Below are 13,272 nucleotides of genomic sequence, written 5' to 3'. Positions count from 1 at the left end.
GATCCATGTCCTCTCGCGAAATCCGCATCGCCACTCGTAAAAGCGCCCTGGCCTTGTGGCAGGCCGAATACGTCAAAGCACGCCTTGAACAGGCTCATCCAGGCCTCAAAGTATCCCTGGTGCCCATGGTGAGTCGCGGCGACAAGCTGCTTGACTCACCCCTGTCGAAGATCGGCGGCAAGGGCTTGTTCGTCAAGGAACTGGAAACCGCGCTGCTCGAAAACCAAGCCGACATCGCCGTGCATTCGATGAAAGACGTGCCCATGGACTTCCCCGAAGGCCTGGGCCTTTTTTGCATCTGCGAGCGTGAAGACCCGCGTGATGCCTTCGTCTCCAATACCTACGTGTCCCTGGATGACCTGCCGTTGGGCAGCGTCGTCGGCACCTCCAGCCTGCGTCGTCAGGCGCAATTGCTGACCCGTCGCCCGGACCTGCAGATTCGTTTTTTGCGCGGCAACGTCAACACCCGATTGGCCAAGTTGGACGCCGGCGAATATGACGCGATCATCCTTGCGGCTGCCGGCTTGATCCGCCTGGGCTTCGAAGACCGCATCACCTCGGCCATCAGCGTCGAAGACAGCTTGCCAGCCGGCGGGCAGGGCGCAGTCGGCATTGAATGCCGCACCGCCGACAGCGAAATCCATGCCTTGCTCAAACCCCTCGACCACCACGACACCGAAGTGCGTGTCACTGCTGAACGTGCCCTCAACAAGCACCTCAACGGTGGCTGCCAAGTGCCGATTGCCTGCTACGCGGTGCTTGAAGGTGAAAACCTCTGGCTGCGTGGCTTGGTCGGTGATCCGGACGGCGGCACGTTGCTCACCGCCCAGGTGCGTGGGCCACAACGTGACGCGACCGCCTTGGGTATCCAGGTCGCAGAAGAGTTGCTGGGCAAGGGCGCCGGCGCCATTCTGCAAAAAGTCTACGGCGAGGCCGGCCCGCAGTGACCGATTGGCGCGTGCTGCTGACGCGGCCCGCTGAAGAGTCGGCGGCCGTGGCTGCGTTGTTGGCCCAAGCTGGTATTTTCAGCAGCAGCCTGCCGTTGCTGGATACCGAAGCTTTGCCCGCCACGCCCGAGCAACGGGCTGTTTTTGCTGACCTGGGCCGCTATAGCGCGGTGATTGTGGTGAGCAAACCGGCTGCACGCCTGGCTGTGCAGCAATTGCAGCAGCCCTGGCCATCGTTGCCGTGGTTCAGTGTGGGCGCTGCCACTGCGCAGGTACTGGCCGATCACGGTCTCAACGTTCACTATCCGCAAACCGGCGACGACAGCGAGGCCTTGCTTCAATTGCCGGCCTTGCGCGAAGCTGCCGCGCAGCCCGGTGCCCGGGTGTTGATCCTGCGTGGCGAGGGCGGCCGGGAGTTGCTGGCTGAGCGTTTGCGTGAGCAAGGTGCTAGTGTCGATTATCTGGAGTTGTATCGTCGTTTCCTCCCGGCTTACCCCGCCGGGGCGCTGATGCAACGCATCCAGTTGGAACGCTTGAACGGCCTGGTGGTCAGCAGTGGGCAGGGTTTTTTACACCTGCAAGCCCTGGCCGGCCCCGATTGGCCGAAGGTGGCTCAGCTGCCGTTGTTCGTGCCCAGCCCTCGCGTGTCTGAAATGGCGCGGGCCGCTGGTGCAGAAAAAGTTGTGGATTGTCGCGGCGCGAGTGCCGCGGCTTTGTTAGTGGCGTTGCGCAGCGCTGCCTCATAAGGCATGCGGCGCCCACTCTCTGATACGCAAAGGACGGATACGTGAGCGAAACAACCTTGCCTAAAGATGACACCCAACCCGCACTTGATGCGCCGGTAGAGTCGCAGGTCGCCGCGCCACGCCGTGGCAATGGCCTGGCGGTTGTGGCCCTGTTGCTCGGTGCCGCAGGCGTCGCCGCCGGTGGCTGGGGGATCTGGCAGGTCCGTGCCCTGCAAGCCAGCAACCAGCAGCAGTTGGGCCAGGTACAGACCCTTGATGATCAATCCCAATCCCTCAAGCAAAGCCAGCAACAGCTGGCGGCGCGCCTGGCGCAGTTGCCTGGGGCGGACGAGCTTGAGGAGCGCCGCCGCCTGGTCGCCCAATTGCAGGGTGACCAGCAGCGTCTGAGCCAACGCCTTGAAACCGTGCTGGGCGCCAGTCGCCAGGACTGGCGCCTGGCTGAAGCCGAACACCTGATCCGCCTGGCCAGCTTGCGCCTCTCTGCCTTGCAGGACATCAACAGCGCCCAGTCACTGGTCCAGGGTGCTGACGAAATTCTGCGCGAACAGAGTGACCCAGGCGCCTACGCCGCCCGCGAGCAGTTGGCCAAGAGCCTTGCCGCGCTACGCAGTACCGAGCAACCCGACCGCACCGGTTTGTACCTGCAACTGGCGGCACTGCGCGATCAGGTCGTAGCGCTTGCGGCTATCGCACCGGAGTATCAGCTCACTGAACCTGCGTCCGAAGGGCGCTCGACCACCGATACGGAAAATCGCCTGAGCCAGTGGTGGGAGCAGATCTCTCGTTACTTCCGAATCGACTTCAACCCCGATGACAACATTCGCCCGTTGCTCGCCGGCCAAGGCCTGAATCAGGTGCGCCTGGCGCTGAGCCTGGCGCTGGAGCAAGCCCAGTGGGCCGCACTTAACGGCGAAACGGCGGTGTACAGCCGCTCGCTGGGTGAAGCGCGCAGCGTGCTGCAGGACAACTTCAATCAGGACAACCCGCAGAGCAAGGCGATGCTGGCGCGCATTGCCGAGCTCGAGCCCAAGGCGGTTTCGGTGGTGACGCCGGACCTGGCCAGCAGCCTGGCCGCAGTGCAGGCCTATCTTGAGCGCCGTCATCTGTCTGCCGATGAAGCCAAGGCGTCGGCGGGCACGCCGGCGACCCAGGAGTAGAGCCGATGAAGCGTTTTTATGTGATCCTGGTGTTGGCGGTTGCGATCGCTCTGGCACTGGGCGTGGGTATTTCGAAACACACCGGCTACGTGCTGATTACCTATCCCCATCTGCTGCATTACGAATCGAGCCTGTGGGCCACGCTGGTGGCGGTGTTTGCCGTCTTTCTGGTGATCTACCTGCTGCGTGTGCTGCTCAGCTTGCTCACCACCTCCGGTGGCGTAGTCAACCCATGGTCGCGGCGTAACCGCAGCCGTCGTGTGCAGATAGCCATCGAGCAAGGCCAGATGGACCTCGCCGAGGGCCGCTGGGCCAGCGCCGAACGTCACCTGCATCGCGCTGCTGAAGCCGAGCGTCAGCCCTTGTTGTACTACCTCGGCGCCGCACGTGCTGCCAACGAACTGGGCCGGTATGCGGAGTCCGACGGTTTGCTGGAGCGTGCCTTGGAACGCCAGCCACAGGCGGAACTGGCTGTGGCCCTGAGCCATGCGCAACTGCAGATGGACCGTGGCGACACTGAAGGTGCGCTGGTGACGTTGCAAGCGATGTACGAGCGTCACCCACATAACGCGCAGGTCTTGCGCCAATTGCAGCGTCTGCATCAGCAGCGGGGCGATTGGCCGTCGGTGATTCGCTTGTTACCCGAACTGCGAAAGGACAAGGTACTTCCCGCTCCCGAGCTGGCTGAGCTTGAGCGCCGTGCCTGGGGTGAAAACCTTGGGCTGGCGGTCGAGCGTGAACAGCAGGGCGAAGCCGGGTTGCAGTCTTTGGAGAGAGCGTGGGAGCAACTGACCTCCGCCCAGCGCCAGGAACCGCAACTGGTGTTGGCTTACGCTGAGCAACTGCGTCGGCTGGGTGCTGACACCAAGGCCGAAGAAGTGCTGCGTGGCGCAATCAAGCGCGGCTATGACAGCCATCTGATCCGGCTTTACGGTTTGTTGCGTGGCAGTGACCCGGGCCGTCAGCTGAAATTTGCCGAAGGCTGGCTCAAAGACCATCCGGGGGATGCCAGCCTGTTGTTGACACTGGGTCGCCTGTGTCTGCAAAACAGTCTGTGGGGCAAAGCACGCGACTATCTGGAAAGCAGCCTGCAAGTGCAGCGTAATCCCGAAGCCTGTGCCGAGCTGGCGCGCTTGCTGGCCCAACTGGGCGACACCGAGCGCAGCAACCAGTTGTTCCAGGAAGGTCTGGGGCTTCTGGACAGCCGCTTGCTGGCATCACCGCTGCCGGTGCCTGCGCGAGTGTAGGAATGAAGGTCAAGGTTGGCCGGACCTTTCTGAGGGCCAACCTTTCTTTATCGCGTAAAACCCGGGCGCTAAAGCTCTACGTAGCAAATTCCTACCGCCAACTGCTTGAAGTCATCCAGGTTCTGACGGCATATCCCCAGGCTGTTGCGGAATTGTCTGCTCTGGCGCGTATTGAAAGGAGTCAGGCCTTTACTCTACCGTAAGGGTCTATCTCCTGCGGTACGGATGACAATGTCTTTGGCCCCTTCACGCTCTCTGTTTCTCCTGGCGTTCTTGGCTGGTGCGCTGACGTTGGGTGCGTCTTTTTATCTTGAGTTCGGCGCGCTCTTGCGTCCTTGCTTCCTGTGTCAGGTGCAGCGCATCTTTTTGGTCGCATTCACTCTGATTAACCTGGCTGCGGCGATTCATAACCCAAAACGTTCAGGGGTCTACCTATACGGGTTGGCCAGCATGGGCTGCGCAATGCTCGGGGCCATCACTGCGGTACGCCAGGTGCTGCTACAAAATGCCGCGCCGGAGCAGGCCAATGATTGCTGGCCCAGCCTTCACTACATGATTGAAAACCTGTCGTTATGGCAAGCACTGCAACTGACTGTAAAAGGCACCGTGGACTGCGTAGAGCTCAACTGGACACTGTTTGACCTGAGCCTGCCCGAATGGAGCCTGTTGTTCTTTTTGGCGATGCTGGTGCTCGGCATCATGCAGTTTTCACGATTGTTGCCGGGCCGTCGCTTGCACCCTGCGAGGTATTGAAAATTCGCCGTAATGTGTAGGACGGGATTAAACACTTGTATGAACTTTCTCTCCTGCGTACCTTGAAGCCATAGTCATGCGGGCATAATCTGGCCCGCACGCGTTATAGAAACCGTTTGTGACATGCGGCCTTGTCCGGCTCCCGCCTCAATGTTTGAGGTGTTGCGCGGGCACAGGCGGCAGCGCCCCTATAGGGAAGAGAGATCACCATGCTGGAAAGTTGTCAGAATGCTCAGGAACGCTGGGGTGGGGTGCACAAGCTGATCGACAGCTGGTTGAAGGCACGTCACGAACTGGTTCGAGCCTTTGATGCTCTTGGCGCCAAGCCCGAGGCACTGGCTGAGAATCGCAAACCGTTGCAAGAGTTCTGCGGCGTGCTGATGGATTACGTATCTACGGGCCACTTTGGTGTCTACGATCAACTGACCAAGGAGGCTAAAGCCTTTGGCGATGATCGAGGGTTGGAGCTGGCTGATACTATCTATCCGCGCTTGGAGGCTATCACTGAGAAGCTCGTTGCCTTTAACGACCTGTGTGATGCCGGCAAGTGTGTCATTGAGAAATTCAAAGAGCTGGGTGGGTTGCTGCATGAGCGCTTCGAGTTGGAAGACTGCCTGATCGAAGTGCTGCACAACGCTCACAAAGAAGAGTCGGCCGCCCAGGCTTGACCCTCAGAGTGAGATAAAAAAACGGTGCGCATGGCGCACCGTTTTTTATTGGGTCAGTGGCGAGTGCCGAGCAATTCGATCTCGAACACCAGTGGCGTATACGGCGGGATCAACTCACCCGCACCGTCGGCGCCATAGGCCTGGGCGGAGGGAATTACCAAGCGCCATTTCGCGCCTACCGGCATCTGCTGCAGCGCGCTGCTCCAACCACTGATCACACTGTCCAGGCGAAACCATTGGGGCTGAATGCTCTTGTCGAAGACTGTCCCATCGGGCAGCCGTCCTACGTAATTTACGTGCACCTCATCACTGGCCAGCGGTTTGCTGCCGTTGCCGGGTGCCAGCTCGGTTAGCAGGATGCCATCTGCCAGTTCACGCACGCCGCTGACGGATTTTTCCTTGGCTAAAAACTGCTGTTCGGCAGCGAGGGCTTTTTCGCTTTGTGGAACCTCGGCGTCGGCAGCGTTTTGTGCTTCGTGTTGCGCAAGGATCTGTTCGATGCGTGCATCGTCCAGCGCCAATGGCTTGCCCTGATAGGCTTGCTTGAGGCCATCGAGCAGGGCTTGGATCTGCAGGTCGGGAACCTGCTGGCGCAAGCGCTCGCCGAGGCTTGCGCCCAAACTGTAGGCAAGGTCGTGTGGGTCTGGGGCGGTGGTTTTGGACGGCGATTGCTCGCCTGCATTGGCCACGCCAATCGCCAAGCCAAGCACTAAAAAAAGATAACGCGACATGCTGTTTCTCCCGCCGAAAGTGCGACGGATTATGCCAGTGTGAGTGGGCAAAAAGTGCCGCAGTTTTTTGTTATATCGATAAGAATTTACTCACGGTGCAACGCAAGGCAAACGATACTGTCAACATGCCCTAGCGGCGGTAAGAGCAGAGGGCTAGTATGAGCCGCACCCACGTCAGCCAGGAGGTAAACCATGTCGGCCAAACAGAAGCCTGTTAATACCCCGTTGCATTTACTCCAACAACTTTCGGGCAGCTTGCTCGAACATCTGGAAAGCGCATGTTCCCAAGCGTTGGCCGATGCAGAAAAACTGCTCGCCAAACTGGAAAAACAACGCGGTAAAGCGCAAGAAAAGCTGCACAAATCCCGCACCAAACTGCAAGACGCCGCGACTGCCGGCAAAGCCAAGGCACAAGCCAAAGCCAAAGACGCGGTCAAAGAACTTGAGGACCTGCTGGACGCTCTCAAGGATCGCCAAGCTGAAACCCGCACTTACATTTCCCAACTCAAAAAAGATGCTCAGGAAAGCCTGAAACTGGCCCAGGGCGTTGGTCGAGTGAAAGAAGCTGTGGCTAAAGTATTGGGCGCCCGCACACCGGCAAAAGCTGCCGCGTCGAAAGCTCCAGCCAAGGTTGCGGCCAAGCCAGCTGCAAAAACTGCTGCTGCAAAACCAGCGGCCAAGCCAGCTGCTAAAACCGCTGCTGCAAAACCAGCGGCCAAGCCAGTTGCTAAAACCGCTGCTGCAAAACCAGCGGCCAAGCCAGCTGCTAAAACCGCTGCTGCAAAACCAGCGGCCAAGCCAGCTGCTAAAACTGCTGCTGCAAAACCAGCGGCCAAGCCAGTTGCTAAAACCGCTGCTGCAAAACCAGCGGCCAAGCCAGCAGCTAAAACCGCTGCTGCAAAGCCAGCGGCCAAGCCAGCAGCTAAAACCGTTGCTGCAAAGCCAGCGGCCAAGCCAGCAGCTAAAACCGCTGCTGCAAAGCCAGCGGCCAAGCCAGCAGCTAAAACCGCTGCTGCAAAACCAGCGGCCAAGCCAGCAGCTAAAACCGCTGCTGCAAAGCCAGCGGCCAAGCCAGCAGCTAAAACCGCTGCTGCAAAACCAGCGGCCAAGCCAGCTGCTAAAACTGCTGCTGCGAAACCAGCCGCCAAGCCAGTGGCTAAACCCGCTGCTGCAAAACCAGCCGCTAAGCCAGCTGCCAAACCTGCTGCCGCGAAACCGGCCGTTAAGCCAGCTGCCAAACCTGCTGCCGCTAAGCCAGCTGCAAAGCCAGCCGTTGCCAAGCCTGCTCCGGCCAAGCCAGCAACTCCGGCAGCCGCGCCTGCTACCCCGGCAGCGTCCAGCGCTCCAACCGCATCGGCCAGCAGCACCCCTGCACCGGTAGCGCCAAGCACCACCCCAACCAGCGCTTCCTAAGTGCGGGTGGCCACGACGCGCAGCTGCTGCAGCGCGTCGTGGTCAAGGTTGGCGGCTTCGGTCGCCAAGCCTTCCAGCCATTTCGGTTGCCTCACTTCCCCAGTCGGCCATGCCTGCGCCAACGCTTCCAGGCGCGCTAACAATTCCCGTTCGGCCTCCAGCTCCAGAGCTTTGACTCGCTCGCGTAACGCCGCAAGCGGCAAATCCTGTTGCGCCAGGGATCGCCATTGCATGCGCATCTGTCGTAACGGTTTGACCACCGTTTTTTGCCAAGGGCGTGCTAGCTGCTGCAGTGCCTGAATACGCGCAGGCTCAAGTGCAACGCCACGCTGCTCCAGCCAGGCGCCACACAGCAACAGGCACACATCCGCGCCGTGTTCCTGCAAGCGCAGGCAGGCGGCTTCGCACCCTGGGCGGGCGTAAATTGATAGGGCAAAGCTCCACAGGTCAGCGCACATATTCACACCCAAGCCAGCGGCCAACGAAGCTGGTAGACTCCGCCGCCATTATGATCCGACTTCAAAGCCTAACATTACAGCGTGGCCCGCAACGTCTTCTTGAAGACGCCGAGCTGACCCTGCACGCCGGTCACAAAGCCGGCCTGATCGGTGCCAACGGCGCCGGCAAATCCACGTTGTTCGCCCTGTTGCTGGGTGAGCTGACCCCGGATTCCGGGGACTGCTTGCTGCCGGCCGACTGGCGCATCGCCCATATGCGCCAGGAGATCGACACCCTCGACCGCATTGCGATCGACTACGTGCTCGATGGCGACCTGCGCCTGCGCCAGGTGCAACACGACCTGGCCGAGGCCGAGAAAGCCCAGGACGGCGCCGCTCAGGCCCGCCTGCACTCGGAGCTGGACAGTGCCGACGGTTACACCGCCGACGCCCGCGCCCGCAAGATGCTGGCCGGTCTTGGGTTTACCAACGAACAGATGGATCGCCCGGTCGCCGACTTCTCGGGTGGCTGGCGCATGCGCCTGAACCTGGCCCAGGCGCTGATGTGCCCCTCGGACTTGTTGCTGCTCGACGAACCGACCAACCACTTGGACCTCGATGCGATCCTGTGGCTGGAAGACTTCCTCAAGAACTATCAGGGCACGTTGTTGCTGATTTCCCACGACAGGGACTTCCTCGACGCCGTGGTCGACAACATTGCCCACGTCGAACAGAAGAAAATCACGCTGTACCGAGGCGGCTACACCGCGTTCGAACGCGCGCGCGCCGAGCGTCTGGCCCAGCAGCAACAGGCCTTCGAAAAGCAGCAGGCGCAACGTGCGCACATGGAAAGCTACATCGCCCGGTTCAAGGCCCAGGCCACCAAGGCCCGCCAGGCCCAGAGCCGGATCAAGGCGCTGGAGCGCATGGAAGAGCTGTCGGCGGCCCATGTCGATTCGCCGTTCGACTTTGTATTCCGTGAATCGGTGAAGATCTCCAGCCCACTCCTGGACCTGTCGGACGCCCGCCTGGGTTATGGCGACAAAACCATCCTGGAGAAGGTCAAGCTGCAGCTCACGCCGGGTGCGCGCATCGGTTTGCTTGGCCCTAACGGTGCGGGCAAATCGACGCTGATCAAGAACCTGTCCGGCGAGCTTGAGCCTTTGGCCGGCCGCCTGACCCGTGGCGAGAACACGGTGGTGGGCTACTTCGCCCAGCATCAGCTGGATTCCCTGGATTCCAAGGCGAGCCCGTTGCTGCACCTGCAGCGTCTGGCGCCGACAGAGCGCGAGCAAACGTTGCGCGACTTCCTCGGCGGCTTCGACTTCCGTGGCGCACGCATCGATGAGCCGGTGCTGAATTTCTCGGGTGGCGAAAAAGCCCGTCTGGCCCTGGCGTTGATTGCCTGGGACAGGCCGAACCTGCTGCTGCTCGACGAACCGACCAACCACCTGGACCTGGAAATGCGCCTGGCGCTGACCATGGCCCTGCAGGAGTTCAGTGGCGCGGTGCTGGTGGTGTCTCACGATCGCCACTTGCTCAAGAGCACTACCGACAACTTCCTGCTGGTGGCTGACGGCAAGGTCGAAGAGTTCGACGGCGACCTGGACGACTATGCGCGCTGGCTGACCGATTACCGCCTGCGCAACGCGCCGGTGAGTAATACGCCGGTGAACCCCGACAAGACCGACAAGAAGGCCCAGCGCCAGGCCGCCGCTGCCCTGCGCCAGCAGTTGGCGCCGCACAAGCGCGAAGCTGACAAGCTGGAAGCCGAACTGGGCAAGGTGCATGAGCGCCTGGCCAAAATCGAAACCAGCCTGGGCGACAGCGCCGTCTACGAGGCGGCGCGCAAGGACGAGCTGCGCGACCTGCTGGCCGAACAGGCCAAGCTCAAGGTGCGCGAAGGGCAGTTGGAGGAAACCTGGATGGAAGCCCTCGAAGTGCTCGAAACCTTGCAAGCGGAGCTGGAGGCGCTGTCCTGATGGAAGCGTTGCAGTTGCCGCTGCCGGCACAATGGATCGCGCCGATCTGGGTCGGCGTGCAGATACTGCTGATCCTGCTGGCGGGTTATTTCGCCCAGCGCTTCGTGGCCAAAGGCTTGAATCGACTGGGTGAACGCTACCCGTTCCCACCGCAGTTGCTGATGCCACTGCGTGGCGGCCTGCGCTGGCTGATCATGGGCAGTGCGCTGATTTTTGTGCTGGAGCGCCTGGGCGTTTCCGCCACTGTCTTGTGGACGGCGTTGTCGGGGTTTGTCGCAGTCGCGGCCGTGGCGTTTTTTGCCATGTGGTCGGTACTGTCCAACCTGCTGTGTGCGATTTTAATCTTCACTGTCGGGCCGTTTCGCCTCGGTGATATCGTCGAGCTGGTGGATACCGTCGACAAGCCGGGTGTAAAAGGCCGGGTGGTGGCGATTAACTTGCTCTACACCACATTGATCGAAGTGGAGGAGGCTGGCACTGACAGTGCGATGGTACAGGTGCCAAATAGTCTGTTCTTCCAGCGCTCGGTGCGACGTTGGCCAGGTACCCATATGTTTCCGGGTGACCGTTGACACTCAATGCGGGTAAAAATCTGTAGCCAGCCTTCACTCGGCGGAGTTAGCTTTAGGCACAACCGCTAATTCTTCTCCGAGGTGTGTAATGGCACTCGACACATGGCTTGCCTTTTTCCTGGCCAGTTGGATCATCTCTCTTTCCCCCGGCGCTGGTGCCATCGCTTCGATGTCCAGCGGCCTGCAATACGGTTTCCTGCGCGGCTACTGGAACGCCATTGGCCTGCAACTGGGCCTGGCGATGCAGATCGCCGTGGTGGCGGGCGGCCTGGGTGCCATTCTTGCGGCCTCTTCGACCGCGTTTTATGCGATCAAATGGTTTGGTGTGGCGTACCTGGTGTACCTGGCCATCAAACAGTGGCGCGCCTTGCCGATGGACATGAGCGAGGATGCGACGATACGCCCGATCGGCAAGCCAATGGCGATGATGTTCCGTGGCTTCCTGGTCAACGCCAGCAACCCCAAGGCCCTGGTGTTCATGCTGGCGGTTCTGCCGCAGTTCGTGAACCCGCAAGCGCCGCTGCTGGTCCAGTACCTGATCCTGGGCGCAACCATGATCAGCGTCGATATGATCGTAATGGCGGGTTACACGGGGCTTGCGTCGAAAGTCTTGCGGCTGCTGCGCACACCCAAGCAGCAAAAACGCATGAACCGCACGTTTGCAGGCTTGTTTGTGGGAGCTGCGGGGTTTCTCGCCAGTTTGCATCGCGCAACGGCTTGATTGACGAAAACCGGCTAAAAATGTGGGAGCTGACTTGTCGAGTCGTCGCACCGCTGCGATAGCATCACCGAGGTGTAACTGACGCACCGCAGTGTCTGCATCGCAGGCAAGCCAGCTCCCACATTTGTTATGTGTTGGCTTTGAAACGCGTGCTCAGCGCAGAATCTTCGGCGCTTCGTCCCTTGGCAGGTTATTGCGCAATGCAGGCTTGCCCGGGTCTGCGTAGCCACCTCCCAGCTGTTCCGCCAGTTGGCGCGCCACATCCTCACCCAAGGCTTTCGACACTTCCCGCACCACACGCGGCCGGTTCAGGCTCACACGCACGTCACGGTTGTTCACCAGCTTGGTGTCCTGGCCTTCACCCATGGCGGTAAATGCCGAGGTGATCTCGAAGGTGCGGGTATTGATCAGGCTGAAATCGGCCACCAACGTCAGGCCCAGCACTGCGGAGTAGCTGTTGGTGTGGTCCAGGGCGTTGATGTCCTGGGTGAAGTCGATGTCTGACAGCGTACCGAACAGCACATAGTCCGCGCCCTTGAAGTTACCGGCCTTGATGCGTTTGATCACATCATAGACGTCACCCTTGGCGTCGGCGGTGTAGGGCGTGCCCTGAACCAGCTGAAACTGGTGTGACTTGAGTATCTCGCCCTTGATATCACCGCTGAATTTACGCAACTCAGTCTGTTCGATGTAGCTGGTGCGGCTCTCGTACTCGCTGTAGGTCGAGGCACCGCTGGCGTTGTACGCGCTGGCCTGGAAGTTGTTGCTGGCCGACACCGCGTGGATGTACTCCTCGACGCGCGCCTCATACGCCAGGTCGGTGACCGCGATCTTCGGGGCGGCCGAGGCGCCAAAGGCGCACAGCAGGCTGATCATGCCGATCCATGCACGCATTGCTTAGCGCTCCGTGGTCTTGCGGATTTCTTTCTCGTCCATCCATTCGGCCAGGCCGCTTTCAACGTCGATCAGTTGCAGGCTGAACTTGTAGAACACGTCCTTGTAGTCCGAGCTGCGCTTGACGATGGAGCTGATGGAACCTTCCAGGCGGTATTTGGCGGCGACCATGTTGCCGGTCTTGCTCACCGTGGATTTCTTGTACAGGCCGCTCTGGTTTTGCAGCTTGAGCTGGTCGACCTGGCTTTGCATGTCGGTGTTATCGCTGGCGAAACGCGCGGTGCCGGTTTTCATCAGCTGGGTCTTGATCGACGTGGTGATCTCGCGGGTATCGATGTACTCGCTGGTCTTGTTCTTCACGTCATAGACCTGTACCACCGGGCGGCCTTGCAGGATGCCGGACTGGGCCAGGGAGCGGGTCATGCTCTCGGCAATCATCTGCAGGTCGGTGGAGCCGAACTCGTTGGTCACCAGTTCCACGGCCTTGGAGTCGCCGTAGCTGATGTTCTTGCCGCCGAGTACCGGCGAGGTGTTGGAGCAACCGCTGGCCAGAAGGGCAACGAGGGCGAGAATCGAGAAGCGTGCAAACATGGGGAAATCTCTCTGAATACGGTTAGCGCAGCGGCTCAAGGGGTTTTCACTTCGAGACGGAAGTCAGCGGCCTGGGGCAGGTTGGCGATCGCAGGCAGGAACGTTGCCTGGTTGGCGTACAGGTTCAGCACTTTCCAGGTTTCTTCATCACCCACCGGGAAACCATCGGCACCCAGCCAGGCGAAGCGGTAATACATCATCTGGTTGCTGCTGGTGATGTTGCTCAACTGCACCTTGGCGGTCAGGAAGCCATTTTCGCGGGCCACGCGAATGGCGCCGACGGCGATGCCCTTGAACTTGCCCATCACCACGATTTTGCTGGCGGCGCTGCCGGGTTCCGGTGGCGGCGCAGTGGCGCAGCCGGCGAGCAGGACCAGCGCCAGGGCGCCGAGGATGAAATGACGCATAGCGTG

16 protein-coding genes are annotated in these 13,272 nt (G+C 60.5%); 11 read left to right on the top strand and 5 right to left on the bottom strand.

The genetic code is table 11. The features are described 5' to 3' along the window. Positions 1–5: 5 nt before the first annotated feature. From hemC to HU759_RS29595, 7 genes are all read left to right on the top strand, one after another. Positions 6–947, top strand: coding sequence for a hydroxymethylbilane synthase (gene hemC / locus HU759_RS29625; protein ID WP_017135003.1), 942 nt, complete (start codon positions 6–8; stop codon positions 945–947). Further along, positions 944–1,693 carry a uroporphyrinogen-III synthase gene (locus tag HU759_RS29620; RefSeq protein ID WP_138451795.1) on the top strand — a complete coding sequence of 250 codons (750 nt, stop codon included), beginning with the start codon at positions 944–946 and terminating at the stop codon, positions 1,691–1,693. Before hemC ends, HU759_RS29620 begins: the two co-directional genes overlap by 4 nt. 41 nt (positions 1,694–1,734) lie before the next feature. Continuing rightward, on the top strand, positions 1,735–2,850 hold the full coding sequence (locus HU759_RS29615) for a uroporphyrinogen-III C-methyltransferase (RefSeq protein ID WP_099550279.1): 1,116 nt from the start codon (positions 1,735–1,737) through the stop codon (positions 2,848–2,850). Between the two features lie 5 nt (positions 2,851–2,855). After that, a complete protein-coding gene (locus HU759_RS29610; RefSeq protein ID WP_138451791.1) occupies positions 2,856–4,097 on the top strand; it encodes a heme biosynthesis protein HemY in 1,242 nt (413 codons plus the stop codon). Between the two features lie 2 nt (positions 4,098–4,099). Continuing rightward, the gene (locus HU759_RS29605; protein WP_032865418.1) at positions 4,100–4,300 is read left to right on the top strand and encodes a hypothetical protein; all 201 of its coding nucleotides are present in this window, start codon (positions 4,100–4,102) and stop codon (positions 4,298–4,300) included. Positions 4,301–4,328: 28 nt separating this feature from the next. Beyond that, entirely contained in the window at positions 4,329–4,850 is a 522-nt protein-coding gene (locus HU759_RS29600) for a disulfide bond formation protein B (RefSeq protein WP_186618393.1), read from the top strand. Positions 4,851–5,059: 209 nt separating this feature from the next. Further along, the gene (locus HU759_RS29595) at positions 5,060–5,518 is read left to right on the top strand and encodes an Rsd/AlgQ family anti-sigma factor (protein WP_017135007.1); all 459 of its coding nucleotides are present in this window, start codon (positions 5,060–5,062) and stop codon (positions 5,516–5,518) included. A 53-nt stretch (positions 5,519–5,571) separates the two neighbouring features. On the opposite strand, the gene HU759_RS29590 is transcribed toward HU759_RS29595, so the two are convergent. Further along, complete coding sequence (locus HU759_RS29590; RefSeq protein ID WP_170036738.1) at positions 5,572–6,249, bottom strand: FKBP-type peptidyl-prolyl cis-trans isomerase; 678 nt, start codon at positions 6,247–6,249, stop codon at positions 5,572–5,574. Positions 6,250–6,441: 192 nt separating this feature from the next. On the opposite strand from HU759_RS29590, the gene HU759_RS29585 reads away from it, so the two are divergent. Then, entirely contained in the window at positions 6,442–7,662 is a 1,221-nt protein-coding gene (locus HU759_RS29585; protein WP_170036740.1) for an AlgP family protein, read from the top strand. Here the strand turns inward: HU759_RS29585 and HU759_RS29580 are convergent. Beyond that, entirely contained in the window at positions 7,659–8,120 is a 462-nt protein-coding gene (locus tag HU759_RS29580) for a TIGR02444 family protein (RefSeq protein WP_170036742.1), read from the bottom strand. The two genes, HU759_RS29585 and HU759_RS29580, sit on opposite strands and share 4 nt — an antisense overlap. A gap of 50 nt (positions 8,121–8,170) precedes the next feature. Between HU759_RS29580 and HU759_RS29575 the strand changes: the two genes are divergently transcribed. The 3 genes from HU759_RS29575 to HU759_RS29565 all read left to right on the top strand — a co-directional run bounded on the left by HU759_RS29575 (position 8,171) and on the right by HU759_RS29565 (position 11,374). After that, positions 8,171–10,081 carry an ATP-binding cassette domain-containing protein gene (locus tag HU759_RS29575; RefSeq protein ID WP_056860786.1) on the top strand — a complete coding sequence of 637 codons (1,911 nt, stop codon included), beginning with the start codon at positions 8,171–8,173 and terminating at the stop codon, positions 10,079–10,081. Beyond that, positions 10,081–10,653, top strand: coding sequence for a mechanosensitive ion channel family protein (locus HU759_RS29570; protein WP_169988013.1), 573 nt, complete (start codon positions 10,081–10,083; stop codon positions 10,651–10,653). The genes HU759_RS29575 and HU759_RS29570 overlap by 1 nt, the downstream gene beginning before the upstream one ends. 88 nt (positions 10,654–10,741) lie before the next feature. Beyond that, on the top strand, positions 10,742–11,374 hold the full coding sequence (locus tag HU759_RS29565) for a LysE family transporter (protein WP_017135232.1): 633 nt from the start codon (positions 10,742–10,744) through the stop codon (positions 11,372–11,374). Between the two features lie 153 nt (positions 11,375–11,527). Here HU759_RS29565 and HU759_RS29560 read toward each other — a convergent pair whose 3' ends face one another. Genes HU759_RS29560 through HU759_RS29550 form a run of 3 tightly spaced genes read right to left on the bottom strand, consistent with a single transcriptional unit; the run spans position 11,528 to position 13,266 of the window. After that, positions 11,528–12,268, bottom strand: coding sequence for a penicillin-binding protein activator LpoB (locus HU759_RS29560; protein ID WP_170036744.1), 741 nt, complete (start codon positions 12,266–12,268; stop codon positions 11,528–11,530). A 3-nt stretch (positions 12,269–12,271) separates the two neighbouring features. After that, the gene (gene lpoB, locus HU759_RS29555; RefSeq protein WP_017135234.1) at positions 12,272–12,859 is read right to left on the bottom strand and encodes a penicillin-binding protein activator LpoB; all 588 of its coding nucleotides are present in this window, start codon (positions 12,857–12,859) and stop codon (positions 12,272–12,274) included. Between the two features lie 35 nt (positions 12,860–12,894). After that, positions 12,895–13,266: a YcfL family protein gene (locus HU759_RS29550; protein ID WP_017135235.1), complete on the bottom strand. Its 372-nt coding sequence runs from the start codon at positions 13,264–13,266 to the stop codon at positions 12,895–12,897. Between the last annotated feature and the right edge of the window lie 6 nt (positions 13,267–13,272).

This window comes from Pseudomonas sp. OE 28.3, assembly GCF_014268205.2.
GTDB classification, from domain to species: Bacteria; Pseudomonadota; Gammaproteobacteria; order Pseudomonadales; family Pseudomonadaceae; genus Aquipseudomonas; species Aquipseudomonas edaphica.
The sequence above is the reverse complement of the archived record's forward strand: the minus strand, read 5'-3'. Positions and strand labels throughout refer to the sequence as shown.

Bases quoted from the DNA above. Each gene is read 5' to 3' on its own strand.
- HU759_RS29600 (WP_186618393.1), top strand. From the start codon at position 4,329: ATGTCTTTGGCCCCTTCACGCTCTCTGTTTCTCCTGGCGTTCTTGGCT.
- HU759_RS29560 (WP_170036744.1), bottom strand. From the start codon at position 12,268: ATGCGTGCATGGATCGGCATGATCAGCCTGCTGTGCGCCTTTGGCGCC.
- HU759_RS29570 (WP_169988013.1), top strand. From the start codon at position 10,081: ATGGAAGCGTTGCAGTTGCCGCTGCCGGCACAATGGATCGCGCCGATC.
- lpoB (WP_017135234.1), bottom strand. From the start codon at position 12,859: ATGTTTGCACGCTTCTCGATTCTCGCCCTCGTTGCCCTTCTGGCCAGC.
- HU759_RS29610 (WP_138451791.1), top strand. From the start codon at position 2,856: ATGAAGCGTTTTTATGTGATCCTGGTGTTGGCGGTTGCGATCGCTCTG.
- HU759_RS29595 (WP_017135007.1), top strand. From the start codon at position 5,060: ATGCTGGAAAGTTGTCAGAATGCTCAGGAACGCTGGGGTGGGGTGCAC.
- hemC (WP_017135003.1), top strand. From the start codon at position 6: ATGTCCTCTCGCGAAATCCGCATCGCCACTCGTAAAAGCGCCCTGGCC.
- HU759_RS29590 (WP_170036738.1), bottom strand. From the start codon at position 6,249: ATGTCGCGTTATCTTTTTTTAGTGCTTGGCTTGGCGATTGGCGTGGCC.
- HU759_RS29580 (WP_170036742.1), bottom strand. From the start codon at position 8,120: ATGTGCGCTGACCTGTGGAGCTTTGCCCTATCAATTTACGCCCGCCCA.
- HU759_RS29565 (WP_017135232.1), top strand. From the start codon at position 10,742: ATGGCACTCGACACATGGCTTGCCTTTTTCCTGGCCAGTTGGATCATC.
- HU759_RS29605 (WP_032865418.1), top strand. From the start codon at position 4,100: ATGAAGGTCAAGGTTGGCCGGACCTTTCTGAGGGCCAACCTTTCTTTA.
- HU759_RS29585 (WP_170036740.1), top strand. From the start codon at position 6,442: ATGTCGGCCAAACAGAAGCCTGTTAATACCCCGTTGCATTTACTCCAA.
- HU759_RS29575 (WP_056860786.1), top strand. From the start codon at position 8,171: ATGATCCGACTTCAAAGCCTAACATTACAGCGTGGCCCGCAACGTCTT.
- HU759_RS29550 (WP_017135235.1), bottom strand. From the start codon at position 13,266: ATGCGTCATTTCATCCTCGGCGCCCTGGCGCTGGTCCTGCTCGCCGGC.